Below are 22678 nucleotides of genomic sequence, written 5' to 3' on the forward strand. Positions count from 1 at the left end.
ACGCCGCGCACGGCGTCATTTTTTTCTCACGCGATAGACCGCAAGACTACCACGCCAGTTCACGCCCCATCGCACGGTCTGGCCCCCATGCAGCACGGCGCGATCGAGAATTTCGATACCGACCTCGGGCGCGAGCGCCTCGAAATCCTTCACCGTGAGCACGCGCACGTTCGGCGTGTTGTGCCACTGGTAGGGCAGCGACTTCGAGACCGGCATGCGCCCGCGCAGCACCGAAAGCCGGTGCGGCCAGTAGCCGAAATTCGGGAACGAGACGATGCATTCCTTGCCCACGCGCGCCGTCTCGCGCAGGATCGCGGCGGTCTGGTGAATGGTCTGCAGCGTTTGCGAGAGGATCGCGAAGTCGAAGCTCGCGTCTTCGAACAGGCGCAGGCCGTCTTCCAGATTCTGCTGGATCACGTTGATGCCGTTCTTTACCGAGGCGAGCACGCCCGCGTCGTTGATCTCGATGCCGTAGCCCGTGCACTCCAGCTCCTCGCTGAGCAGCGAGAGCAGCGAGCCGTCGCCGCAACCGAGGTCGAGCACCTTGGCGCGCGGTTCGATCCAGCGCGCGATGGTGCGAAAGTCGGGACGGGCGGAAAGACTGTCGAATGCGCTCTGGTTCATGCGCCCACCTCAGCGGCAATGCGTTCGTAGTAAGCGCGCACGACGTTGTGATAGCGCGCGTCGTCGAGCAGGAAGGCGTCGTGGCCGTGCGGCGCGTCGATCTCGGCGTAGGTCACCTGACGCTTGTGGTCGAGCAGCGCCTTCACGAGCTCGCGCGAGCGCGCGGGCGCGAAACGCCAGTCGGTCGCGAAGCTCGCCACGAGGTATTTCGCCTTCGTGTGCGCGAGCGCGCGCGTGAGGTCGCCGTCGTAGGTCTTGGCCGGATCGAAGTAATCGAGCGCGCGCGTGATCAGCAGATACGTGTTGGCGTCGAAGTAGTCGGCGAACTTGTCGCCCTGATAGCGCAAGTACGACTCCACCTCGAATTCCACGTCGAAGTTGAAGTTGTACGCGTCGACGGCGCCTTCGGCGCGGCGCAGCGCGCGGCCGAACTTCTCGGCCATGTCGTCGTCGGAAAGATAGGTGATGTGGCCGATCATGCGCGCGACGCGCAGGCCGCGGCGCGGCACCACGCCGTGCGCGTAGTAGTCGCCGCCGTGGAAGTCGGGGTCCGAGAGAATGGCCGAGCGCGCCACTTCGTTGAACGCGATGTTCTGCGCCGAGAGCTTGGGCGTGGAGGCGATCACGATGCAATGGCCGAGGCGGTCGGGATAGCGCAGGCTCCACGCGAGCGCCTGCATGCCGCCGAGGCTGCCGCCCATCACCGCCGCGAATTTGTCGATGCCGAAGCGATCGGCCACGCGCGCCTGCGCGTCCACCCAGTCCTCGACGGTCACGACCGGAAACTTCGCGCCGTAGGGCTGGCCCGTGGCGGGGTCGCGGCTCATCGGGCCGGTCGAGCCGAAGCACGAGCCGAGATTGTTCACGCCGATCACGAAGAAGCGGTTGGTGTCGAGCGGCTTGCCGGGCCCGACCATGTTGTCCCACCAGCCAACGTCTTTCGGGTTGTCCGCGTACACGCCCGCGACGTGATGCGAGGCGTTGAGCGCGTGACAGACGAGCACGGCGTTGCTGCGTGCGGCGTTGAGCGTGCCGTAGGTCTCGACCACGAGGTCGTAACCGGCCAGCGCCGTGCCGTTCTGCAATTGCAGCGGCGCGTCGAAATGCAGGGTTTGAGGAGCGACGATACCGATCGATTCCATTCGTTCCGCCTTGGTTGTTTCGGGCGGCTAAATGGTCTCGGCGAGCGCGGAATGCGAAAGGGGTGGCGCAGCTGACGACCTCTTTAGCCGCATTTATATCGAACTCCGGACCTTGACCCGGAATTCACGCGCCCGCAATCGAGTCAGCAAATCGGCGCGTGGGGATTGCAAAGGTATTGCAAAACGAACGCAGAGTATATCGGAAAAAGTGCGAAGCGATCCACGCGGGCTCCCGGCCGCGGCGCGCCGGAAGACCACGGCGGCGCGGCGCGAAGCGGGGCTTACTGAAATGGGGCTTACTGAAGCATGATGCGGATCTGCTCGTCGGCGTGTTCGCTCGGCGAGCGCGCGAAACCGCTTTGCGCATAGCGATGCCAGCAGCCGATCACATAGCGGATCACGAGGTTCGCGCGAATCGCCGCGTCGTTGGCCGGGCCGCTCTTGCCCGCCGGCGCCGCGCGCTGCGCTTCGCCCGGAACCGGGGCGCCCGAACCGGTTGTGCCAGCCTCCGCGCGGCGTTCCGCCTCCTGCGCGAGTTCGACGCGCAGACATTGGCGCAGGGAAGCCTCCACGCGATCGAGCAACTGGTTCACGCGCTCGGCGAGCCGTTCGTGCTCGCCCACCAGCGCCTCGCAGGTCAAGACGCGCGTCATGCCGGCGTTGCGCGCCGCGAAGTTCACGAGCATCAGCGCGATCGCGCGCGCCTGTTGCACGCCGCCCGGTTCTTTTTCGACGATCTGGTTGATGAGGCCGAACAGCGTCTGCTCGATGAAGTCGATCAGCCCCTCGTACATCTGCGCCTTGCTGGCGAAATGGCGATACAGCGCGGCCTCGGACACGCCGAGACGCGCGGCCAGCGCGGCCGTGGTGATCTTCTCGCCGCGCGGCGCCTCGAGCATGGAGGCGAGCGTCTGGAGAATGTGGATGCGGCGCTCGCCTGGCTTCGGGCGCGTGGCGCGACGGCCCTCGCCCGGTATGGCGTTGCCCGCGGAATCAACTGCGGTGACTGCTTCACGCGTTTCGGTCGGCTGCATGAATGGCGTCCTCGGTCTGGCCTCTTGCCGCGGTCCGACGCTCCCCCGTTTTACTTCGAGCGTCGCGGCTGCAGGCCTGGTTTCAGCGATTTTAGCGAACGAATGCGACGATCGACATAGTGCGGCCGACCGGTGCCGCGCACATGCGCGGGCAAATGGCCCGTGATCCACACGGTGCGGATACCGAGCCGGCGATAGTCCTTCAAATGGCTGCGCGTGTCTTCGACGAGAATCGCGTCGCGCAGCGCCACGCCCGCTTCGCGCAATTTGCCGCGCAGCATCGCGCGGTCGGGCTTGGCGCGCCAGTGCCCGCGCGGGCTGCGCATGTTTTCCACGGCGATCACGCGCTCGAACACGCGCTCGATGCCGAGCGCCGCGAGCACCGCGCGCGCATAGACCTCGGGCGCGTTGGTGAAGACGATCTTGCGGCCCGGCAGTGCGGCGAGAAGACGCGCGAGACCGCGCTCGGCATGCAGCATCGCGGGCAGGTCGTCGAAGGTGTGCACGACCTTGAGGAAGTCATGCGGATCGACGGGATGATGGCGCGCGAGACCGAGCAGCGTTGCGCCGTAGCGCTGCGTGTAGCTCGTGCGCAGATGGTCGGCGTGCTCGCGCGAAATGCCCAGCGCATCGATGATGTACTGCGTCATGCCCGCGTTGATGGCGGGAAAGATCGCGCGGGACGCGCCGTGCAGCGTGTTGTCGAGATCGAAGAGCCAGACAGGGGCACGGAAGCCCGGGGCGGCGGTCGTGCGAGCGACGCGTCTCGGCCTGCGCCGGCGGTTCGGGCGTGAGTCGGTCATCGTGCGTCGGGCAGGGTGGCGGCGCGGTGCGGGCCGTATTGCGACGGCGCGCGCGGCGCGTTGAAAGAGACGGCCTGGCGGACGGCACAGGCCATGGGCTTCGATGGCGCGGCGGTTGCGCGTGCGTTCGCGCGAACCTGCCGCGTCGGGCGCCGCTCGCTCAGTGCGAGCGGATCATCGTGCCGAACGGCTGCTCGGTCAGGATTTCGAGCAGCACCGAATGCTCGATACGGCCGTCGATGATGTGCACCGAGCGCACGCCGCTCTTCGCCGCGTCGAGCGCCGAGGCGATCTTCGGCAGCATGCCGCCCGAGATCGTGCCGTCTTCGAACAGCGCGTCGATCTCGCGCGCCGAAAGGTCGGTCAGCAGCGTGCCGGCCTTGTCCATCACGCCGGGGATGTTCGTCATCATCACGAGCTTTTCGGCGTTGAGCACCACCGCGAGCTTGCCCGCCACGAGGTCGGCGTTGATGTTGTACGAGAGACCGTCTTCGCCGAAACCGATCGGCGAGATCACCGGAATGAACGCGTCGTCCTGAAGCGCCTTCACGACCGCCGGATTAATCGCCTCGACTTCGCCCACCTGGCCGATGTCCACGTACTGACCGGGATTGTCGCGGTCCGGCATCATGAGCTTGCGCGCGTGGATCAGGCCGCCGTCCTTGCCGGTCAGGCCGACCGCGTGGCCGCCGAAATGGTTGATCAGCGTGACGATGTCCTGCTGCACCTCGCCGCCGAGCACCCACTCGACGACTTCCATGGTTTCCTCGTCGGTGACGCGCATGCCCTGGATGAAGGTGCCCTGCTTGCCGATCTTCTTGAGCGCCGTGTCGATCTGCGGGCCGCCGCCGTGCACGATGACCGGGTTGATGCCGACGAGCTTCAGCAGGATCACGTCGCGCGCGAAGCCTTGCTTGAGGCGCTCTTCGGTCATGGCGTTGCCGCCGTATTTGATGACGACGGTCTTGCCGTGGTACTGGCGAATATACGGCAGCGCCTCGGCAAGGATTTCGGCTTTCAGGGTGGGCGCGATCTGCGAAAGGTCGATAGGCTCGGACATGGCGGCGGGGCTGGACGAAAACAGACGGAAAACGGACGAAACTCGCGCACGCACTCGCGGAACTGGAGCCGCGGAGGGGAGCGCGGGCGAAAACCGGTTGAAACAGGCCGGATTGTACAGGACTGTCGCGGCGCAGCAGGGAAAACGCGGTCGGCCGGCGCGTGTGCGCAACAGGGCCGTCGCGCGGGCCCGTCAAGGCGCGGCGGCGGTCGGCGTGGCATGATTGGCGTTCTCGCCCCGCTTCGTTCCGCTTCGCCGCGGGGGCGCGCCGGGTTGCCGTCCGGGCCGCGCCGTGCCGCGATTCCGTCTGTGTCCGGCATCGTTCGACGCGATCCGGCGCGTTCCGTCGCGATCCGGCATCCTCCGAAACGGCTTTCGCGCCCCAATTCGGCCCCGTCACCTCAAGGAGCACGCCATGACGGCTCCCCGTCCCCCCGCCGACGCCTTGAAAAGCGTGCGCTGCCCGCGTTGCGGCGCCGCGTTCGATTGCGGCCGCCATACCGAGCCGTTCGACTGCTGGTGCAAGGCGCTGCCGGCTGTCCCCGCCGGCCGGCTCGATCCGCGCGGCCGCTGTTTGTGCCCCGAATGTCTCGCCGAGGCGCTCATGCCCGCGCCGGGCGGCCTCGGTGCATCGGGCGAAGTGCCGCCGCCGCGCTGAATCCCCGTGTCGGCGACGGTCCGCGCTCGCGTGTGTTCGTGTTGAATCGCGCGCGCGTTGGCGTGCCAGGCGTCACACGGTGCGCGGTGCCTTCGCCAGCGCCGCCAGATCGGCGCTCACGCGCGCGAGCACCGGCTCCCACTCGCGGAACGCTTTCTGCCGATACAGCGTCGTGTGCGGATACCACGGGCTGTCGCTGCGTTCGAGTTGCCAGACCCAATGTGGATTCACGTCGAGCAGCACCCACGCGGTTTTGCCCAGCGCGCCCGCCAGATGCGCCGCCGACGTGCACACCGAGATCACCAGATCGAGCGATTCGACGAACGCCGCCGTCTCGTCGAAATCGCGCCATTGCGCGCTGAAATCGGTCACCTCGAAGCCCGCCGCGCGCGCCGCCGCAACATCGTCGTCGGCACCCGGCTGCAGCGAATAGAACGCCGCCACGTCTTGCAGCGCGCCGAAGTGCTTCGCATAGGCCTCGAGCCCGACGCGCCGGAACGGGTTGCGTTTGTGCGTGAGGCTGCCTGTCCATGCGAGCCCGACCTTGAGCCGCTTTTCTCCCGCGAGACGTTCACGCCAGCCCGCGGCCGCCCGCGCATCCGCCTTGAGATAACCCACCGGACCGGGAATCGTCGCATCCACGGTACCGAATAGCAGCGGGAGACTCAGCAGCGAGATTTCGTAATCGTAGGGCGGCAGGTTTTCCACGGGACCGCCCACGCAATACCGGTCGCAGTGCGCGCCGAGGCTGCGCGAGAGGAGCGCGCCCATCTGCGGGAACGAATTCCAGACCAGCCGGCCGCCTTCGCGATGCACGCGTTCGGCGAGCATCGGCAGATAGCGGCAGAACTGCAGCAGGTCGCCCATGCCCTGTTCGCCCCACACGAGCAGCGTGCGGCCCGCGAGCGGCTCGCCGCGCCATTCGGGCTTCGGGAACACGGGCCGGCCCGAGGCCAGTTCGCTCGAGCCTTCCCAGCGTGTCTCGTGGCCCGGCCAGCCTTTGGCGTAATCGCGGCGCAGGAGCTGGGTCATCGCCAGGTTCAGGCGCTGCGTGGGGTCGTTCGGCGCATACTGGCAGGCGCCAAGGGCGGCGCGCCTGGCTTCGTCCCACAACTGCGCTTCCTTGCAGGCCATGGCGTAGTTGTTGAGCGCGAGCGGGCTCTGCGGCGCCAGGGTTAGCGCCTTGCGCGCCGCCTCGAGCGGCCGGGCGATGTCGGTGTCGGTGGGTAGCACGCGCGCGAGATTGATCCACGCATTCGCGTTGCCGGGTTCTTCCGCGACGACTTCGCTCAGCAATGCCAGGATTTCGTTGCCATCAGATTTGATTTGCATCAAGGCTGATGCGAGATTGTTCCGCAGATTTGGAAACTTTCGCGCGATTGCAAGCGCACGGCGGTAAGGTTGCACGGCGTCCGCGTGACGATTCGCGAATTGCAGCGCGAGACCGGCCGCGAACCCCGCGGCGGCCCGCTGCGGCGCGAGCCGCGCCACCGCGCCCGTGAGGCGGATGGCTTCGTCGGCGAACGGCTGCTGCCGGGCACGCGCTGCGATCCGCATGAGCGTGTCGTCGTCGAGGGCGCGCAGCGCGGCGCGCACGCGGTCGAGCACGGCTTCGGCCACCGCGCCGCGATCGGCGGAAGCGGTGGAAGCGGCGGGGGCGTCGTGGCTCGCGGCATCGACGAAATCGAGAAAGAGGGCGTGCGCAGGCGCGAGCGCACCGGAAACGACATTGGGCATTGCTGCTTCTATCCTGTAGGAAAACGCCGCGATTTATGTAGTCGGCGGATGACCTAGATTGAAGCAAACCTTTTCAAGATGATGAATCAGACAAGTCTTAACCGGTAAACTGACGCCATGCATCGCATAACCGTCAGTGCTCGCGTCAATCTCAGCCATCTGTTCTGGCTGCGCAGCCTCGCCATCATCGGCCAGCTCTGCACGATCGCCTTCGTGCAGCTTTTCATCGGCGTGCAATTGCCGCTGCCCGCCATGCTGTTCGTGATCGCCATGGAAGTGGCGTTCAACGGCGTCACGTGGCTGCGCGTCACGCAGGATCGTCCCGAGTCGAATCTCGAACTGTTCGGCCAGCTATGGGTCGACCTCGGCGCGCTTTCCGCGCTGCTGTTCCTCTCCGGCGGTACGACCAACCCGTTCGTTTCGCTTTATCTGCCTTCGCTCGCGATCGCGGCGGCCGTGCTGCCCTGGTATCTCACGGCGTGGCTCGCGGCCTTCGCGGTGGCCTGCTACGTGCTGCTCGGCTTCGACAACGTCCCGCTCAATCTCGACAATCCCGCCAACCTGTTCGACTACTATCGCGCGGGCATGTGGGTGAACTTCATGGTGAGCGTGTGCCTGATCGTGTGGTTCGTCGCGCGCATGTCGCGCGCGCTGCGGCAACGTGACACGGCGCTCGGCGACGCCCAGCAGCGGCTGTTGCGCGACGAGCGCGCGGTGGCGCTGGGCGTGCAGGCGGCCACGGTCGCGCACGAGATCGGCACGCCGCTCTCCACTATCGCCATGCTCACCGAGGAACTGCGCGACGTGGCGCGCACGGACCAGGGCCTCGCGCCCTACACCGCCGACCTCGACCTGCTCGACCGGCAGATCACGCTGTGTACTTCGGCGCTCGCGCGCCTGCGCAGCCGCGCGTCGTCGGCGGGCAGCCGGCAGGCCGTGCGCGAGTGGCTCGGGCCGTTCGTCGAGCAATGGCGCCTGCGCCATCCGCACGTGACCTTCGAGCTGCTCGACGAACCGCCCGCCGACCTGAGTCTCGACGACACCGTCGCGGTTGGCCAGATCCTCACGATCCTGCTCGACAACGCCGCGCGCGCGAGCCGCGATTTCGTGACGTTGCGCGCGTTCGCGTCGCCGCGCGCGGGGCATGTCGACTTCGAAGTCCGCGACGCGGGGCCGGGCATTCCGGCTTCGCTGCGCGCGTCGCTCGGCGCCGCGCCCGTGGACAGCACGCAGGGCGGTCACGGCGTCGGGCTGTATCTGGCGTTTGCGTCGGCGGCGCGGCTGGGCGGCTCGATCGAACTGGCCGACGTCACGGCGCCCGGCGAACCCGCGGGCGACACCGACGCCGACAGCGCGGCCATCGCCACGGGCGCGCCCACGACTTACGCGCGCCCGCGCAAGCCGCGCGGCACGCGCGCGCTGTTGCGCGTGCCGGTCCGGCCGGGCGACACGGACGACACGGGCGACACGGACGAGGCCGCCGCACAGGCATCGAATGAGGTGAACGCGGCGCCGCACGAAGGCGCGGCCGCCGGTTCGGGAATGGAATCGGGCGACGGGCCGGCCCGGCCCGGTGCGGCCTAACAACACGGAGCAATAGGCATGAGCGAAATGAGTTTTCTGGTCATCGACGACGACGAGGTGTTCTCCGACATCCTGGCGCGCGGCCTGACGCGGCGCGGCTACCAGGTGGAGCAGGCGCACAACGCGGACGAAGCGATCCGCTTCGCGAACCAGCAGAAGTTCGCGCAGATCACCGTCGACCTGCATCTCGGCAACGACTCGGGCCTCTCGCTCATCGCGCCGCTGCGCGATCTGCAACCCGACGCGCGCATGCTCGTGCTCACGGGTTACGCGAGCATCGCCACGGCCGTGCAGGCGGTGAAGGACGGCGCCGACAACTACCTCGCGAAGCCCGCGAACGTCGAGATGATTCTTTCGGCGCTTCAAGGCGACGCGAGCGCGCTGCAGGCCGAAGCGGCCATCGAGCACCCGGCGCCGCTTTCCGTCGCGCGCCTCGAATGGGAGCACATTCAGCGCGTGCTTGCCGAGCACAACGGCAACATCTCGGCCACGGCGCGCGCGCTCAACATGCATCGCCGCACCTTGCAGCGCAAGCTCGCGAAGCGGCCCGTGCGGCAGTGAGCCGGCATCGCTGAGCGCGCCTCCCGGGCGCGCCGCGGGCCTGGGCAAACGCCGACGCAAACGCCGGCACCCATGCAAAAGGGACCCCGCGGGGTCCCTTTTTTGATGCGCCGATGTTGCCAGCGCCCGCCGCCGGGCGACGGGCGATATCGCGTTACAGCACGTAGCGCGACAGATCTTCGTCCTGCGAGACTTCGCCGAGCGCCTTGTCGACGTAAGCCGCGTTGACGGTCACGCTCTGGCCCGCGTGATTGCCCGCCGCAAACGAGACATCTTCGAGCAGCTTTTCGATGACCGTATAGAGACGGCGCGCGCCGATATTCTCGGTCTTCTCGTTCACGGAGAAGGCGATCTCCGCGAGGCGGCGAATGCCGTCTTCGGCGAAGTCGAGATGCACGTCTTCGGTGGCGAGCAGCGCCTGATACTGCTTCACGAGGCTCGCGTCGGTGGAGACGAGAATCGCTTCGAAGTCCTTCACGGAGAGCGAGTCGAGTTCGACGCGAATCGGGAAACGGCCTTGCAGTTCGGGAATCAGATCGCTCGGCTTCGAGAGGTGGAACGCACCGCTCGCGATGAACAGGATGTGATCGGTCTTGACCATGCCGTACTTCGTGTTGATGGTCGTGCCTTCCACGAGCGGCAGCAGGTCGCGCTGCACGCCCTGACGCGAGACTTCACCGCCGCCCGCGCCTTCGTTGTTGCGCGAGGCGATCTTGTCGATTTCGTCGAGGAACACGATGCCGTTCTGCTCGACGTTCTGCACGGCTTTCTGCTTGACCTCTTCGTCATTGAGCATCTTCGCCGCTTCCTCGTCGGTCAGGAGTTTCAGCGCTTCCTTGACCTTCACCTTGCGGCGCGTCTTCTTGCCGCCGCCGAGATTGGCGAACATCGAGCGGATCTGCTCGGTCATGTCTTCCATGCCCGGCGGCCCCATGATGTCCATGCCCGCTTGCGGCAGTTCGACGTCGAGCTCGATTTCCTTGTCGTCGAGCTGACCTTCGCGCAGGCGTTTGCGGAAGGTCTGGCGCGTGACGTTGTCGCTATCCGCGGCGCCCGATTCCGACGATCCGAAGCCCACGGGGCGCGCGCTCGGCAGCAGGATGTCGAGGATCCGGTCCTCGGCCTGGTCCGTGGCCTTGCTGCGAACCTTGCGCATTTCCGACTCGCGCGTCTGCTTCACCGAGATCTCGATGAGGTCGCGCACGATGCTGTCCACGTCGCGGCCCACGTAGCCCACTTCGGTGAACTTGGTCGCTTCGATCTTGATGAACGGCGCGTCGGCCAGCTTGGCGAGACGGCGCGCGATCTCGGTCTTGCCGACGCCCGTCGGCCCGATCATGAGAATGTTCTTCGGCGTGATTTCCTGGCGCAGCGGCTCGGCCACCTGCTGGCGGCGCCAGCGGTTGCGCAGCGCGACGGCCACGGCCTTCTTCGCCTTCGCCTGGCCGATGATGTGCTTGTCGAGTTCCGAGACGATCTCGGCGGGAGTCATGGTGCTCATCGTGAGTCCTTGTAGTCGGTGGCGAGGCCGTTACTCGATGGTTTCGATCACGCGATTGTGATTCGTGTAGATGCACATGTCGCCCGCGATTTCGAGCGACTTTTCGACGATCTCGCGCGGCGAGAGGTCGGTGTTGTCGACCAGCGCGCGCGCCGCGGCCTGCGCGTACGAGCCGCCCGAGCCAATCGCGCAGATGCCGCCTTCGGGATCGAGCACGTCGCCGTTGCCGGTGATGACGAGCGTGGTGTGTTCGTCGGCGGCGATCAGCATGGCTTCGAGACGGCGCAGCATGCGGTCGGTGCGCCAGTCCTTCGCCAGTTCGACGGCCGAACGCGTGAGATTGCCCTGATGCTTTTCGAGCTTGGCTTCGAAGCGGTCGAGCAGCGAGAAGGCGTCGGCGGTGCCGCCCGCGAAACCGACCATGACCTTGCCGCCGTAAATGCGCCGGACCTTCTTCGCGCCACCCTTCATGACGATGTTGCCGAGCGTGACCTGGCCGTCACCGCCGAGCGCGACCTTGTCGCCGCGTCGTACGGAGACGATCGTCGTGCCGTGAAATTGCTCCATGTGCGTTCCTTTTTGCGTTGATGCCGCGTGGGATGCGATGGCATTGCGTGCCGTTGTCGGGAGGCGCGGCGGCGTTGGAAAGCGTGGCCGCCGCGCTCGAATCCGGTTGCGCCCGAAGCGCGTGTCGGTAGAAGTTTAGGGCGTCGATCGACACTTCAAGGGCGAGGCGCGCAGAAACCGGGCCGCGCGGGTGCGGCAAAAGCGCGTGGGAAGGCGGTGAGGCGGCCGCCACGGCGGTGCGGCCGGCAAGGCGCCCGGGCGAGCGCCCGGCGCCGCGCCAAAGAAAAAAGCGCACGGGAGACCCGTGCGCTTCTTCGCGAAGGCAAGTCGTGCGCCGCGAGACCCGTTCGCGGCAGCCGGCAATCTCAGTCGCCGAACAGCTTCTGGCGCAGTTCGCGGCGCTCTTGCGCTTCGAGCGAGAGCGTGGCGGTCGGGCGCGCGAGCAGACGCGGGATGCCGATCGGCTCGCCCGTTTCTTCGCACCAGCCGTAGTCGCCCGATTCGATGCGCGCGATCGATTGCTGCACCTTCTTCAGCAGCTTGCGCTCGCGGTCGCGCGTGCGCAGTTCGAGCGCGTGCTCTTCCTCGATCGTCGCGCGGTCGGCCGGATCCGGAACGATCACGGTTTCGCGCAGATTCTCGGTGGTCTGGCCCGCATTGCGGAGGATTTCCGCCTGCAGCTGTTCGAGCCGGTTCTTGAAGAAGGCGAGCTGATCCTCGTTCATGTAATCCTTGTCGCCCATCTTCAGGATTTCGGCTTCGGTCAAGAGTCGTTTCGTCGTCATCTGGCTTGCTTCTTCAATGAGTGGGGCAAAACTGGCACATCTTGCCTGCACTTGGGTGTTGCCCGCAGTGGCCGCGGTGGCGAACTCACCACTTTTGCCAGGCGCATTAACCGCGCCGTCATGCGCGCTGGCGGGCACGGACGATGAATTGTCGTGACGCGCGAAGCGCCGCTGCGGGGCCGAACTCCTCTGGAAACCGGTTTTACAGATGCTCCTGAGGCATATTTCGTACCGGCAGCGCGCTGCGACTCCCATGCGCTGACGGCGGGGCGCCCTGCCGGAACGGCGGAAAAACGCGTATTCCGGGGCTGCCTCTCTTCCAGTGGGGCCGTATTGTAACCGAACCGCAAACTCAGGCCGCAAGCCGGAAATTCCCGGTCACGGCGCGATTTTCTTGAGCGTGTCGGATTTACGTTTGCGCACCGGTCGATATCCAGAAAATATAACGCGCCAATCGTGAAAAAGCGATGGTCGGGTACGTTATTTGGCGTCCGCGCAGCGAAAGACGTCATTGCGCGCGGCGAATTCGCGTTTTCGACGGGTTTTTTCGGACTTTTTTCAGAACGGTGACGATTTTCCGCCCGGCTCCGGCGCGCGCAAACGAAAGCGCCCGGTCGCGAGGGCCGGGCGCGGGGCGCAAGTTCAGCTCGGCGGCAACCGGCAAGACGGCGCCGGGCCGTTTCGCCGATGTCGTGCCGTCAGGCGCTTACACGAGACAGGCGTCGAGCCCGTCGGTGATCAGATCCTGCGGCAGTTCGATGCCGATGAACACCATCTTGCTGTTCTTCTTCTCGACCGGCAGCCACTTGGCCGCGAGATCGCTGCCCATCATCTGGTGCACGCCCTGGAACACCACCTTGCGGTCGACGCCCTTCATGTAGAGCACGCCCTTGTAGCGCAGCAGGCGTTCGCCATAGATCTGAAGAATGCCGCCGAGAAAGTCTTCGAGGCGGTTCGGGTCGAACGGGCGGTCGCTGCGGTACACGAACGACTTGATCTTGTCGTCGTGGTGCGCGTGATGGTGGTGGTGGCCGTGGTCGTGACCTTCGTGCGTGCACTTGCCGTGATCGTGATCGCAGTCGGCGTGATCGTGAGCATGGTCATGAGCGTGATCGTGGTCATGACCATGCGCGTGGCCGTGCTCGTCGTGCGCGTGCGCGTGGTGGCTCGCGTGCTCGTCTTCGGCGAGGAAGTCGGGGTCGATTTCGAGCTTGGCGTTCAGGTTGAAGCCGCGCAGATCGAACACTTCCTTGATGTCGGCTTCGCCGAAATTCACCTGGCGGATCTGCGCCTTCGGGTTCATGTGCAGCACGCGATGGCGCAGGTCGGCGAGTTCTTTTTCGTCGACGAGATCGGCCTTCGTGATGAAGATGCGATCGGCGAAACCGACCTGGCGCTGCACCACTTCGTGTTCGTCGAGCTGATGGTTGCCGTGCTTGGCGTCCACGAGCGTGATGATCGCGTCGAGCAGGAAGGTGTCGGCGATCTCGTTGTCCATGAAGAACGTCTGCGCCACCGGGCCCGGATTCGCGAGACCGGTGGTCTCGATCACGACGCGCTCGAAGTCGAGCTTGCCGTCGCGCTTTTGCTGCGCGAGGTCGCCGAGCACGCGCGAGAGGTCGCCGCGGATCGTGCAGCAGATGCAGCCGTTGCTCATCTGGATGATCTGCTCGTTGGCGTCCTGCACGAGAATTTCGTTGTCGATGTTCTCTTCGCCGAACTCGTTCTCGATCACGGCGATCTTCATGCCGTGCTTCTCGTTGAGGATGCGCTTGAGCAGCGTGGTTTTACCGCTGCCGAGGAAGCCGGTCAGGATGGTGACGGGAATCATGCTGGTTGCCATGCTGTCTGCCTGGAGTGTGTGCGTTCGGGAGCGTTCCGGCGCGCCGCCGGAGCGAACGGGCGGCGGCGGGGCCGTCAGTGTTACAAGATAACTTCCTATTGAAACATATCTGCGCCGCGCTCGCATGAGGCGGCCCGGCGCGCGGGGCGTTCAAGCCGGGGCCGGCGCCGCGGTTTCGGGGCGCGACCGGGGTATCGCCGCTCGCGCCGATGCGCAGGCAGATAGGGGCGCCTCAGGCGATTTGCAACAGCAGGCCCTTCAGATACTCGCCTTCCGGGAAAGCCGTGAGCAGCGGATGGTCGACGCCCGCGCCGAGGCGCTTGAGGATGCGCGCATCCACCTTGGCGTCGGCGGCGGCGCCCGCGACGATCTTCTGGAACAGCGCCGAATCGATCGCGCCCGAGCACGAGTACGTGAACAGCAGGCCGCCCGGACGCAGCAGCTTGAAGCCGCTCAGGTTGATGTCCTTGTACGCGCGCGCGGCGCGGTCCACGTGCTCGCGCGAGGCCGCGAACTTGGGCGGATCGAGCACCACGAGGTCGAAGCGTTCGCCTTCCTCGTGGAGGCGGCGCAGCGTCTTGAAGGCGTCGGCGTCGAGCCAGCTCGCGAGCGCCGCGTCGAAGCCGTTGGCCTCGACGTTCTTTTGCGCCGTGGCGAGCGCTTCGCCCGACGAGTCGATCGACACCACGCGTTTCGCGCCGCCTTTCATCGCCGCGAGCGAGAAGCCGCCCGTGTAGCAGAAGCAGTTGAGCACCTCGCGCTCGCGCGCGTAGGTCTGCACGAGCGCGCGGTTGTCGCGCTGATCGACGTAGAAGCCGGTCTTGTGGCCGTTGCGCACATCGACGTGATAACGCACGCCGTTTTCGTTCGTGACGAGCGTGGCGGGCGGTTCGTCGCCGGCGAGCACGCCGGTGATTTGTTCGAGCCCTTCCTTTTCGCGGATGGAGACGTCCGAGCGCTCGTAGACGTTCGGGCAGCCCGTGACCTGCGTGAGCGCCGCGACGATCGCTTCCTTCCACGCTTCCACGCCCGCCGCCATGAACTGGCAGACGAGCTGGCCGCGCGCGCCGGAGTCGTCGGCGATGTAGTAATCGACGATCAGGCCCGGCAAGCCGTCCGCTTCACCGAAGATCAGGCGCACGGCGCCGGTGTTGCTGACCATGGCGCGGCGGTCGGCGAGGGCGCGCTGCACGCGGCGCTTGAAGAACGCGTGGTCGATCGGCTCGTTTTCGTCGAAGCTCCAGATGCGCGCGCGGATCTGCGAATGCGGGCTGTAGGCGGCGCGGCCGAGAAAGCGGCCATCGGCGGCGCGTACGATGACGGTCGCGCCCGAGGCGGGTTTGCCTTCCACGCGCTCGATCGCGTTCGCGTAGACCCACGGATGGCGGCGCAGCAGGGATTTTTCTTTCGACGGCTTGAGGGTGACGATATTCATGATGTATTCGATACGGCTTGGGCGAGGCGCGCGACGGCGCTTCGCGCATGGACGGCGTCGCTGTCGACGAGAGTAACTGCTGTGGGGCGGGACTAAGCGCTGAAGCGCCAACTCCCGCCGACACGCTAACTCTCGTCGACAGCTTTGCATGGGACGAAAGTAAGCGCTAAAGCGCTAACTCTCGTCGACAGCTTTGCATGGGACCAGAGTAAGCGCTGTGGGGCGGGACTAAGCGCTGAAGCGCCAACTCCCGCCGACACGCTAACTCTCGTCGACAGCTTTGCATGGGACGAAAGTAAGCGCTGAAGCGCTAACTCTCGTCGACACGTTTCTTGGCGCGCGGGTGCGCGGTGTCGTAGACCTTCGCGAGATGCTGAAAGTCGAGCGACGTATAGACCTGGGTGGCCGCGATGCTCGCGTGGCCGAGCAACTCCTGCACGGCGCGCAGATCGCCGCTCGATTGCAGCAGATGCGTGGCGAACGAGTGGCGCAGCACGTGGGGATGCACGTTGGCCGGAATGCCGGCGGCGATGGCGGCGCGCTTCACGCGCTCGCGCACCACGCCCGGCGCCATGCGATTGCCGCGCACGGAGAGAAAGAGCGGCGCGTCGTCGTGCTTGACGAATGCGCCGCGCGCGGCGAGCCACGCGTCGAGCGCGTCGAGCGCTTTCGCGCCCACGGGCACCAGCCGATGCCGTTTGCCCTTGCCGAGCACTTCGACTTCGGCGGCGTCGCGTTTGAGCCAGCCCGCCGATTCGTAGCCGTCGCGCTTCACGTAGCGCACGTCGAGCCCGACGAGTTCGGCGAGGCGCAAGCCCGACGAATAGAACAGTTCGAGCATCGCGCGGTCGCGCAGCGCTTCGGGGCCGTTGGCGTCGGCGCCGCCAATCGCGGGCGCGTTCATGAGCTGCGCGGCGTCGTCGACGGAAAGCGCCTTCGGCAACGTCTTCGCGCTCTTGGGCGCGCGCACGGCCGCCACGGGATTCGCTTCGAGTTCGATGCGGCCCGCGAGCCAGCGATAGAACGCGCGCCACGCCGAAAGCCGGTGCGCGATCGAGCGCGCCGAGAGCCCGCCCGCGTGCGCGCGCGCCACCGCGCCGCGCACGTCGGCGGGCGTGATCGCCGCGAGCGGGCGGCCGTTGGCGAGCTTGTGCAGTTCGTCGAGTTCGTGCGTGTAGCCGCGCAGCGTATGCGCCGACAAACGCCGCTCGTGCTCGAGGCTCGCGAGGTAATCCGCGATATGCGCGTCGAGGGGAGCGGCGGTGGCAGCGGGCGCGTTCACGTTGGTGTAGTCGATCGGTGGCGGCGGATCAATGTCGGCAATGCGCGGCAATCAATGCGGCAATCAATGCGGCAACAAGCGCGTGAGCGCCGCGCTCGCGAGCGCGCCGATCTGCGTGAGGAAGTCGGTGGCCATGCCTTCGTGGAAGCGGCGCGCGTCGGGAGAACCCATCACGAGCAGGCCGAACGCCGCGCCTTGCGCGCCGCCGCCTTCCGCTTCCGGCGCGCTGCGCAGCGCGATGATCGCCACCGATTGCGCGGCGCCCTCGCTCGAATCGAGCCATTGCGCGGCTTCGAAGCCGGCGTTCGCGCCGCAGTAGGGTGTATCCAGGCTGTTCGCGTAGAGGCGCACTTCCTCGCCCGTATGGCGCGCGAACTCGGCTTCGGCGTAGGCGGGCGCGACGTCCCAGATGCGCAGCGCGGCCTGCGGCACGTCGAACACATCACGCAGATTCTCGGCGATGGTGCGCGGCAGCGCGTACGGATCGCGCTCGGCAATCACGCGCGTGGTCCAGCGGCCGAACTTCGTGGCGATCGAGTCGTTCTCGTGGCCGTAACGCAGCAGTTCCGACAAGCGCCGTTCGAGATGCTTGTTCTTCTCGCGCAGCATTTCCATCTGGCGCTCCTGCAGCGACACGGCCGCCTTGCCGTGCGGGTTGCCGAGCTTGATCGACGCGAGCAGTTCGGCGTGCTCGACGAAGAAATCGGGGTGGGCAAGCAGATAGTCGGCGACTTCGCGATCGTTCATGTTGTTGGTGCGCTGGTGCGGGTTGATGCGGTCGATACGTTGCGGAACGCGTTGCAAGCGGTGCGCGATCTCGCCGAAGCGAAGCGTCGCGGAAAATCACGCTGAAACCGTGCGCTGAAACCCGCACGCAATCGCGCGGGATTCACCTCAATCGGCGAGTTCGATCTCGCCTTCGAACACGGTGGCGGCCGGTCCCGCCATCGTGAGCGCGGCGGCTTCGTCGCGCGCGCCGTCCCAGGCGATCGTGAGTACGCCGCCATGCGTGTGCACTTTCACGGGCGAATCGAGCAGGCCGCGGCGAATGCCGGCGGCCACGGCCGCGCAGGCGCCCGTGCCGCACGCGAGCGTTTCGCCCGCGCCGCGCTCGAACACGCGCAACCGCACTTCGTTGCGCGACACGATTTCCATGAAGCCCGCGTTCACCTTGTTCGGAAAGCGCGCATGACGCTCGATGAGCGCGCCTTCGGCTTTCACCGGATACGCCTCGACATCGTCGACGACCTGCACCGCGTGCGGGTTGCCCATCGACACGGTCGACACCCAGCGCGTTTCACCGTTCACGTCGAGCGGCCACAGCGTGTCGTTGCCCTCGCGGCGGCCTTCGAGACCTTTCGCGTCGAACGGCACGCGCGCGGCTTCGAACTCGGGCCGGCCCATGTCGACGACGACCTCGCCGTTTTCCTGCATGGCGAGCGTGATCGTGCCTTTCTGCACTTGCACGCGTACGCGGTTCGACTCGGTGAGTTTCTGGTCGCGCACGAATTTCACGAAGCAGCGCGCGCCGTTGCCGCAATGCTCGACCTCGCCGCCGTCGCAATTGAAGATGCGATAGCGGAAGTCGACGCCATCGACCGTGGGCTTTTCGACGATCAGCAACTGATCCGCGCCAATGCCGAAGTGACGGTCGGCGAGCGCGCGCACCCGCTCGGGCGTGAGCGCGAGCGGGTGGCTGTAGCCGTCGAGCACGACAAAGTCGTTGCCCGCGCCGTGCATCTTGGTGAATTTGAGTTTCATGCCGTCATTGTAAGCGACGCCCGCGCCGCGCACCCCGCGTCAGTAGACGCTCGGCTCGCCGGGCGGGCGCGTCTTGAAGCGCTTGTGCACCCAGTAGTACTGCTCGGGCAGATGCGGAATCTGCTCCTCGAGAAAGGCGTTCATGCGGCGCGCGTCGAGTTCGTCGTCGCCGGTCGGATAATTGTCCCAAGGTTTGAAGACTTTCAGCCGATAACCCTTGTAATCGGGCAGCACCTCGCCGATGAACGGCACGACCTGCGCATGGCCGACTTTCGCCAGACGCCCGACCGCCGTGAGCGTGCAGGCGGGCACGCCGAAGAAGGGCACGAACGCGGAGTTGCGCATGCCGTAGTCCATGTCGGCGCCGAGCATCACGGGTTTGCGGTCGCGCAGCCAGCGCAGCACGGCGCGCGCGCTGTCGGCGCGGCTCACCATTTCCGCGCCGAAGCGGCTGCGGCCCGCTTTCGCGGCGGCTTCGAACTCGGGGTTCGAGAACGGTTGATAGAGCGAGCCGCAGGGCCGGTGCAGCGAGTAGTTCAGAAACATCGACCCGGCTTCGATACCGACGAAATGCAGCCCGAGAAAGAGCGTGGGCGGCAGATCCGGGTCGGTGAGGTCGATTTCGCTGTCGAGCTGCACGAGCTTTTCGAGTTTCTTCGCGGAGCCGAACCACTGCACGCTGCGCTCCATGTAGCTGCGGATGGCGTGGCGAAAGTGCAGGCCCGCGACTTCCTCGCGCCTGGCTTCGCTCCATTCGGGAAAGCACAGACGCAGGTTGGTATGCACGACGCGCTTGCGGCGGCTTGGGATCTGGTACAGCAGCCAGCCCAACCCGTCGCCGAGGCGCGCGACGAAACCATAGGGTAGGATCGCAAATAGCTTGAGCAGGCCAATGGCAAAACGGGAGCCGAGTTTGCCTAGCATGCGACGGCTCCCGCGCGGAACAGCGCAAGCGTGAATGAGGAGTGGAATGCGACTGACGGCACGCGGCGTGACTCTGCGACGAATTAGGGAAGTCGCTATAATAAGGGCTTCGCCGAGTTAATAGACAACTTGCGGGGCGAAGCCGGCTTACTGTCTCTGACCTGTTCAGAGGCGCCAACCGGGCAACAAAACCGCTAAAGCGTCGCCGCTTCAAGGCTTCCGAAGCTGGCTACGTGAACTTCAACCGTCACCAGCTACAGGAGCTTGAAACGTGGCAAACGACTATTTCTTCACTTCCGAATCCGTCTCCGAAGGCCATCCCGACAAAGTCGCGGACCAGATCTCGGACGCGATTCTCGACGCCATCCTTTCGCAAGACAAATACTCGCGCGTGGCAGCGGAAACGCTGTGCAACACGGGTCTCGTCGTGCTCGCCGGTGAAATCACCACCACGGCCAACGTCGATTACATCCAGGTCGCGCGCGACACGATCAAGCGCATCGGCTACGACAACACCGACTACGGCATCGACTACCGCGGCTGCGCCGTGCTCGTCGCGTACGACAAGCAGTCGCCGGACATCGCGCAAGGCGTGGACCGCGCGCACGACAACAACCTCGATCAAGGCGCGGGCGACCAGGGCCTGATGTTCGGCTATGCGTGCGACGAAACGCCCGAGTTGATGCCGCTGCCGATCCACCTGTCGCACCGCCTCGTCGAGCGTCAGTCGAACCTGCGCCGCGACGGCCGTCTGCCCTGGCTGCGCCCGGACGCGAAGTCGCAGGTCACGGTGCGTTATGTCGACGGCAAGCCGCACGCCATCGACACGGTCGTGCTCTCCACGCAGCATTCGCCGGACATCGACCTCGGCACGCTGCGCGAAGCCGTGATCGAAGAAGTCATCAAGCCGGTGCTCCCGGCCGACCTCATCAAGGGCGACATCAAGTTCCTCGTGAACCCCACCGGTCGTTTCGTGATCGGCGGTCCGCAAGGCGACTGCGGTCTCACGGGCCGCAAGATCATCGTCGACACGTACGGCGGCGCAGCACCGCACGGCGGCGGCGCGTTCTCGGGCAAGGACCCGTCGAAGGTCGACCGCTCGGCCGCATACGCGGGCCGTTACGTGGCGAAGAACATCGTGGCCGCGGGCCTCGCGTCGCGCTGCCTGATCCAGGTCTCGTACGCTATCGGCGTGGCGGAACCCACGTCGGTCATGGTCAACACGTTCGGCACGGGCAAGGTGTCGGACGCGACCATCACGAAGCTCGTGCGCGAGCATTTCGACCTGCGTCCGAAGGGCATCATCCAGATGCTCGACCTGCTGCGCCCGATCTACGAAAAGACCGCCGCTTACGGCCACTTCGGCCGCGAAGAGCCGGAATTCTCGTGGGAAGCCACCGACAAGGCGCTTGCTCTCGCCGAAGCCGCCGGCACGGAGCCGGTCGTCGAACTGGCGTAAGCGCGATGCGCTGAAGCGAATCCGGCCGCGCCGGATTCGAGCAAGAAAAACCCCGCACGGGCCAAGGCCTTTGCGGGGTTTTTTATTGCCGGCGCGGGCTCTTGCCGATCGCCGCGCAGAGGGTCAGCGCCGGGCGATCAGCATCGGGCGATCAGCGCATCGCGAAGCCGAACCAGCCCGCGCTGCTCGCGCCCATGCGGCGCGGCCGGCGCGAACCGCGCGCGGCATGCACCGTGACGGGCGCGGCGAGCGAGCGCAGCGGCGCGTTCGGACGATACAGCAGCGTGCGCAGCGAGAAGTGGCGCGAACCGGCGCGCAGGCGCAGCACGGCGAAAAACGAGTGGAACCACGCGCGCATGCTGTCCACCGGCTTCGCCTCGCGCACCTGTTGCGCGAGGGCGCGCGTGCGGGTGGCGTGATGGCGCAGGGCGCGCACCACGTGACGGCGGGCGGGGCGGGCGGCCTTGAGGGCAGCGCGGGTCATGCGAGTATCGAAAAGGGTAGGCATGGCTTGGGTTGAAACGGTTTCGGAATGCGCCTTGCGCGACGTATCGCGTCGAGCAGCAAACGTGCCAATCAGGGTGTCGTCACGAACGAAAGAGGGTGATCGAAGGCGAATGGCAGGCCGGCTGGCGCGGCAAATGACGCAACGTGACGGTGACAGGGCTTCGAGCGCCTGTGGCCACGGGAGTTCGCGGGAATTGCCGCGGCGCTCCGTCCGTGCGATATCTTTTTTATGGGTTCGAACAACATCGCGCAGACTACACGCGAATCATGACGCCCGAAAGTCGGTTAATACCCGGGCTGCCCGGTTTCGATGCAGCCGATCGCACCCTTTCTCGCCATGGCGGTGCGCCCGCGCCGTTTGCGTGCGCACGCGAACGATGCATGGCGTTAGTGTGAAGTTAGGCCGAGTTTGCCGCCGATAGGGACGGATCGTGCCGGGCTCGCCGTGATCGCCGTTTCGCTGGGCACTGCGTGTTGAGGTGGCCAAGGGACGCATCGGTGTTGCGTGCGTGCCGGCTGCTCGCGCGCGGCTTTACAATCGCAAAATCGGCCGGGCGCGGAGGTCGTCGCGGCAACCGGACGATGAGCGCGGCCATGGTTCGCATCGACATCGCATCAACGGAAGTCCCATGTCAGTCCAGTCAAAGAAAGAACAGGTGCAGGCGCTGCGCGAGCGCGGCTTCGTGGTCGTGCCGGGGCTCGTCGCGCCCGAGCGCTGCGAGGCGATCAAGCGCGCCGCGCAGGCGCAGTTGCGGGCGGCCGCGGCGCCGCTCGAGTTCGAGGCCGACCTGCGTTATCCCGGCGCGCCCGATTCGAAAGACGCGCCCGGCGGTCACACGGTGCGGCGTCTGCTCGACGCGTACGGGCGCGACGCGCAGTTTCGCGAGTGGGCCGTCTCGCCGGAGATCGCCGGTTGGATGGAGGTGTATTTCGGCGAGGAGCCGGTGCTTTCGCGCGCGCATCACAACTGCATGATGACGAAGCATCCCGCGTACGGCAGCCTCACGGGCTGGCATCGCGACGTGCGCTACTGGTCGTTCGAGCGCGACGATCTGGTTTCCGTGTGGCTCGCGCTCGGACCGGAGAAGAAGGAAAACGGCGGCCTGTGGTTCGTGCCGGGCTCGCACGACGCGCCGTTCACGTCCGACGCCTTCGATGCCGCGAAATTCTTCCGCTCCGACCTGCCCGAAAACCAGGCGTGGATCGACCGCGCCGTTTCGCCCACGCTCGCGGCCGGCGACGTGGTGTTCTTCCACTGCAACACGCTGCATTCGGCGGGGCAGAACCAGAGCGACGAGGTGAAGTTCTCGCTCGTCTACACCTACCACGGCGCGAGCAACGTGCCGCTGCCCGGCACGCGTTCGGCGGCCACGCCCGAAGTGAAGCTGTAACCGGGAACGACGCGGCGAGT

General features: G+C 66.3%; 21 protein-coding genes and 1 pseudogene. 6 read left to right on the plus strand and 16 right to left on the minus strand.

Annotated features, from left to right (window positions below; genetic code table 11):
• Positions 1-15: 15 nt before the first annotated feature.
• From metW to argB, 5 genes are all read right to left on the minus strand, one after another.
• Positions 16-624, minus strand: coding sequence for a methionine biosynthesis protein MetW (gene metW / locus FAZ98_RS00240; RefSeq protein ID WP_158947645.1), 609 nt, complete (start codon positions 622-624; stop codon positions 16-18).
• On the minus strand, positions 621-1766 hold the full coding sequence (gene metX / locus FAZ98_RS00245; protein WP_158947647.1) for a homoserine O-succinyltransferase MetX: 1146 nt from the start codon (positions 1764-1766) through the stop codon (positions 621-623). Before metX ends, metW begins: the two co-directional genes overlap by 4 nt.
• 296 nt (positions 1767-2062) lie before the next feature.
• A complete protein-coding gene (gene slmA, locus FAZ98_RS00250) occupies positions 2063-2800 on the minus strand; it encodes a nucleoid occlusion factor SlmA (protein ID WP_158947649.1) in 738 nt (245 codons plus the stop codon).
• A 50-nt stretch (positions 2801-2850) separates the two neighbouring features.
• On the minus strand, positions 2851-3603 hold the full coding sequence (locus FAZ98_RS00255; RefSeq protein WP_158947651.1) for a pyrimidine 5'-nucleotidase: 753 nt from the start codon (positions 3601-3603) through the stop codon (positions 2851-2853).
• A gap of 160 nt (positions 3604-3763) precedes the next feature.
• Positions 3764-4663 carry an acetylglutamate kinase gene (argB, locus tag FAZ98_RS00260; protein WP_158947653.1) on the minus strand — a complete coding sequence of 300 codons (900 nt, stop codon included), beginning with the start codon at positions 4661-4663 and terminating at the stop codon, positions 3764-3766.
• A 415-nt stretch (positions 4664-5078) separates the two neighbouring features.
• On the opposite strand from argB, the gene FAZ98_RS00265 reads away from it, so the two are divergent.
• A complete protein-coding gene (locus FAZ98_RS00265) occupies positions 5079-5321 on the plus strand; it encodes a cysteine-rich CWC family protein (RefSeq protein ID WP_158947655.1) in 243 nt (80 codons plus the stop codon).
• 72 nt (positions 5322-5393) lie between these two features.
• Here FAZ98_RS00265 and FAZ98_RS00270 read toward each other — a convergent pair whose 3' ends face one another.
• A complete protein-coding gene (locus FAZ98_RS00270; protein ID WP_325072343.1) occupies positions 5394-6653 on the minus strand; it encodes a tetratricopeptide repeat protein in 1260 nt (419 codons plus the stop codon).
• A gap of 84 nt (positions 6654-6737) precedes the next feature.
• Here FAZ98_RS00270 and FAZ98_RS36025 point away from each other — a divergent pair, with 84 nt between their 5' ends.
• The 3 genes and pseudogenes from FAZ98_RS36025 (at position 6738) to FAZ98_RS00280 (ending at position 9203) form a co-directional block, all read left to right on the plus strand.
• The gene (locus FAZ98_RS36025; protein ID WP_325072344.1) at positions 6738-7115 is read left to right on the plus strand and encodes a hypothetical protein; all 378 of its coding nucleotides are present in this window, start codon (positions 6738-6740) and stop codon (positions 7113-7115) included.
• A gap of 60 nt (positions 7116-7175) precedes the next feature.
• A pseudogene (locus FAZ98_RS00275) lies at positions 7176-8492 on the plus strand (ATP-binding protein); the annotation flags it as partial.
• Between the two features lie 168 nt (positions 8493-8660).
• Positions 8661-9203, plus strand: coding sequence for a response regulator transcription factor (locus tag FAZ98_RS00280; protein WP_158947661.1), 543 nt, complete (start codon positions 8661-8663; stop codon positions 9201-9203).
• Positions 9204-9357: 154 nt separating this feature from the next.
• Here the strand turns inward: FAZ98_RS00280 and hslU are convergent, their stop codons facing one another.
• The 9 genes from hslU to FAZ98_RS00325 form a co-directional block, all read right to left on the minus strand.
• Entirely contained in the window at positions 9358-10704 is a 1347-nt protein-coding gene (hslU, locus tag FAZ98_RS00285) for an ATP-dependent protease ATPase subunit HslU (protein WP_158947663.1), read from the minus strand.
• 30 nt (positions 10705-10734) lie between these two features.
• Positions 10735-11271: an ATP-dependent protease subunit HslV gene (hslV, locus tag FAZ98_RS00290; RefSeq protein WP_158947665.1), complete on the minus strand. Its 537-nt coding sequence runs from the start codon at positions 11269-11271 to the stop codon at positions 10735-10737.
• A 365-nt stretch (positions 11272-11636) separates the two neighbouring features.
• Positions 11637-12056, minus strand: coding sequence for an RNA polymerase-binding protein DksA (dksA, locus tag FAZ98_RS00295; protein ID WP_158947667.1), 420 nt, complete (start codon positions 12054-12056; stop codon positions 11637-11639).
• A gap of 706 nt (positions 12057-12762) precedes the next feature.
• A complete protein-coding gene (locus FAZ98_RS00300) occupies positions 12763-13887 on the minus strand; it encodes a CobW family GTP-binding protein (protein ID WP_199272307.1) in 1125 nt (374 codons plus the stop codon).
• A gap of 244 nt (positions 13888-14131) precedes the next feature.
• The gene (locus FAZ98_RS00305) at positions 14132-15334 is read right to left on the minus strand and encodes a class I SAM-dependent rRNA methyltransferase (protein WP_158947671.1); all 1203 of its coding nucleotides are present in this window, start codon (positions 15332-15334) and stop codon (positions 14132-14134) included.
• 310 nt (positions 15335-15644) lie between these two features.
• Positions 15645-16616 carry a tyrosine recombinase XerC gene (xerC, locus tag FAZ98_RS00310; RefSeq protein ID WP_158947673.1) on the minus strand — a complete coding sequence of 324 codons (972 nt, stop codon included), beginning with the start codon at positions 16614-16616 and terminating at the stop codon, positions 15645-15647.
• Between the two features lie 63 nt (positions 16617-16679).
• Positions 16680-17363 (minus strand): DUF484 family protein, encoded by a 684-nt coding sequence (locus tag FAZ98_RS00315; RefSeq protein WP_158951805.1) that lies wholly within the window; start codon positions 17361-17363, stop codon positions 16680-16682.
• Between the two features lie 147 nt (positions 17364-17510).
• Entirely contained in the window at positions 17511-18377 is an 867-nt protein-coding gene (gene dapF / locus FAZ98_RS00320; protein ID WP_158947675.1) for a diaminopimelate epimerase, read from the minus strand.
• Positions 18378-18416: 39 nt separating this feature from the next.
• On the minus strand, positions 18417-19301 hold the full coding sequence (locus tag FAZ98_RS00325; protein WP_158947677.1) for a lipid A biosynthesis lauroyl acyltransferase: 885 nt from the start codon (positions 19299-19301) through the stop codon (positions 18417-18419).
• Positions 19302-19572: 271 nt separating this feature from the next.
• Here FAZ98_RS00325 and metK point away from each other — a divergent pair, with 271 nt between their 5' ends.
• A complete protein-coding gene (gene metK / locus FAZ98_RS00330; RefSeq protein WP_158947679.1) occupies positions 19573-20760 on the plus strand; it encodes a methionine adenosyltransferase in 1188 nt (395 codons plus the stop codon).
• Positions 20761-20911: 151 nt separating this feature from the next.
• Here metK and FAZ98_RS00335 read toward each other — a convergent pair whose 3' ends face one another.
• Positions 20912-21268 carry a hypothetical protein gene (locus FAZ98_RS00335; protein WP_158947681.1) on the minus strand — a complete coding sequence of 119 codons (357 nt, stop codon included), beginning with the start codon at positions 21266-21268 and terminating at the stop codon, positions 20912-20914.
• Between the two features lie 628 nt (positions 21269-21896).
• On the opposite strand from FAZ98_RS00335, the gene FAZ98_RS00340 reads away from it, so the two are divergent.
• Positions 21897-22658: a phytanoyl-CoA dioxygenase family protein gene (locus FAZ98_RS00340; RefSeq protein ID WP_158947683.1), complete on the plus strand. Its 762-nt coding sequence runs from the start codon at positions 21897-21899 to the stop codon at positions 22656-22658.
• Positions 22659-22678: the final 20 nt, after the last annotated feature.

It is taken from the genome of Paraburkholderia acidisoli, from assembly GCF_009789675.1.
Classification (GTDB): domain Bacteria; phylum Pseudomonadota; class Gammaproteobacteria; order Burkholderiales; family Burkholderiaceae; genus Paraburkholderia; species Paraburkholderia acidisoli.

What these genes read in the sequence shown, in the direction of transcription:
- metW (WP_158947645.1), bottom strand. Translation starts at nt 624, where the DNA reads ATGAACCAGAGCGCATTCGACAGTCTTTCCGCCCGTCCCGACTTTCGC.
- metX (WP_158947647.1), bottom strand. Translation starts at nt 1,766, where the DNA reads ATGGAATCGATCGGTATCGTCGCTCCTCAAACCCTGCATTTCGACGCG.
- slmA (WP_158947649.1), bottom strand. Translation starts at nt 2,800, where the DNA reads ATGCAGCCGACCGAAACGCGTGAAGCAGTCACCGCAGTTGATTCCGCG.
- FAZ98_RS00255 (WP_158947651.1), bottom strand. Translation starts at nt 3,603, where the DNA reads ATGACCGACTCACGCCCGAACCGCCGGCGCAGGCCGAGACGCGTCGCT.
- argB (WP_158947653.1), bottom strand. Translation starts at nt 4,663, where the DNA reads ATGTCCGAGCCTATCGACCTTTCGCAGATCGCGCCCACCCTGAAAGCC.
- FAZ98_RS00265 (WP_158947655.1), top strand. Translation starts at nt 5,079, where the DNA reads ATGACGGCTCCCCGTCCCCCCGCCGACGCCTTGAAAAGCGTGCGCTGC.
- FAZ98_RS00270 (WP_325072343.1), bottom strand. Translation starts at nt 6,653, where the DNA reads ATGCAAATCAAATCTGATGGCAACGAAATCCTGGCATTGCTGAGCGAA.
- FAZ98_RS00280 (WP_158947661.1), top strand. Translation starts at nt 8,661, where the DNA reads ATGAGCGAAATGAGTTTTCTGGTCATCGACGACGACGAGGTGTTCTCC.
- hslU (WP_158947663.1), bottom strand. Translation starts at nt 10,704, where the DNA reads ATGAGCACCATGACTCCCGCCGAGATCGTCTCGGAACTCGACAAGCAC.
- hslV (WP_158947665.1), bottom strand. Translation starts at nt 11,271, where the DNA reads ATGGAGCAATTTCACGGCACGACGATCGTCTCCGTACGACGCGGCGAC.
- dksA (WP_158947667.1), bottom strand. Translation starts at nt 12,056, where the DNA reads ATGACGACGAAACGACTCTTGACCGAAGCCGAAATCCTGAAGATGGGC.
- FAZ98_RS00300 (WP_199272307.1), bottom strand. Translation starts at nt 13,887, where the DNA reads ATGATTCCCGTCACCATCCTGACCGGCTTCCTCGGCAGCGGTAAAACC.
- FAZ98_RS00305 (WP_158947671.1), bottom strand. Translation starts at nt 15,334, where the DNA reads ATGAATATCGTCACCCTCAAGCCGTCGAAAGAAAAATCCCTGCTGCGC.
- FAZ98_RS00315 (WP_158951805.1), bottom strand. Translation starts at nt 17,363, where the DNA reads ATGAACGATCGCGAAGTCGCCGACTATCTGCTTGCCCACCCCGATTTC.
- dapF (WP_158947675.1), bottom strand. Translation starts at nt 18,377, where the DNA reads ATGAAACTCAAATTCACCAAGATGCACGGCGCGGGCAACGACTTTGTC.
- FAZ98_RS00325 (WP_158947677.1), bottom strand. Translation starts at nt 19,301, where the DNA reads ATGCTAGGCAAACTCGGCTCCCGTTTTGCCATTGGCCTGCTCAAGCTA.
- FAZ98_RS00335 (WP_158947681.1), bottom strand. Translation starts at nt 21,268, where the DNA reads ATGCCTACCCTTTTCGATACTCGCATGACCCGCGCTGCCCTCAAGGCC.
- FAZ98_RS00340 (WP_158947683.1), top strand. Translation starts at nt 21,897, where the DNA reads ATGTCAGTCCAGTCAAAGAAAGAACAGGTGCAGGCGCTGCGCGAGCGC.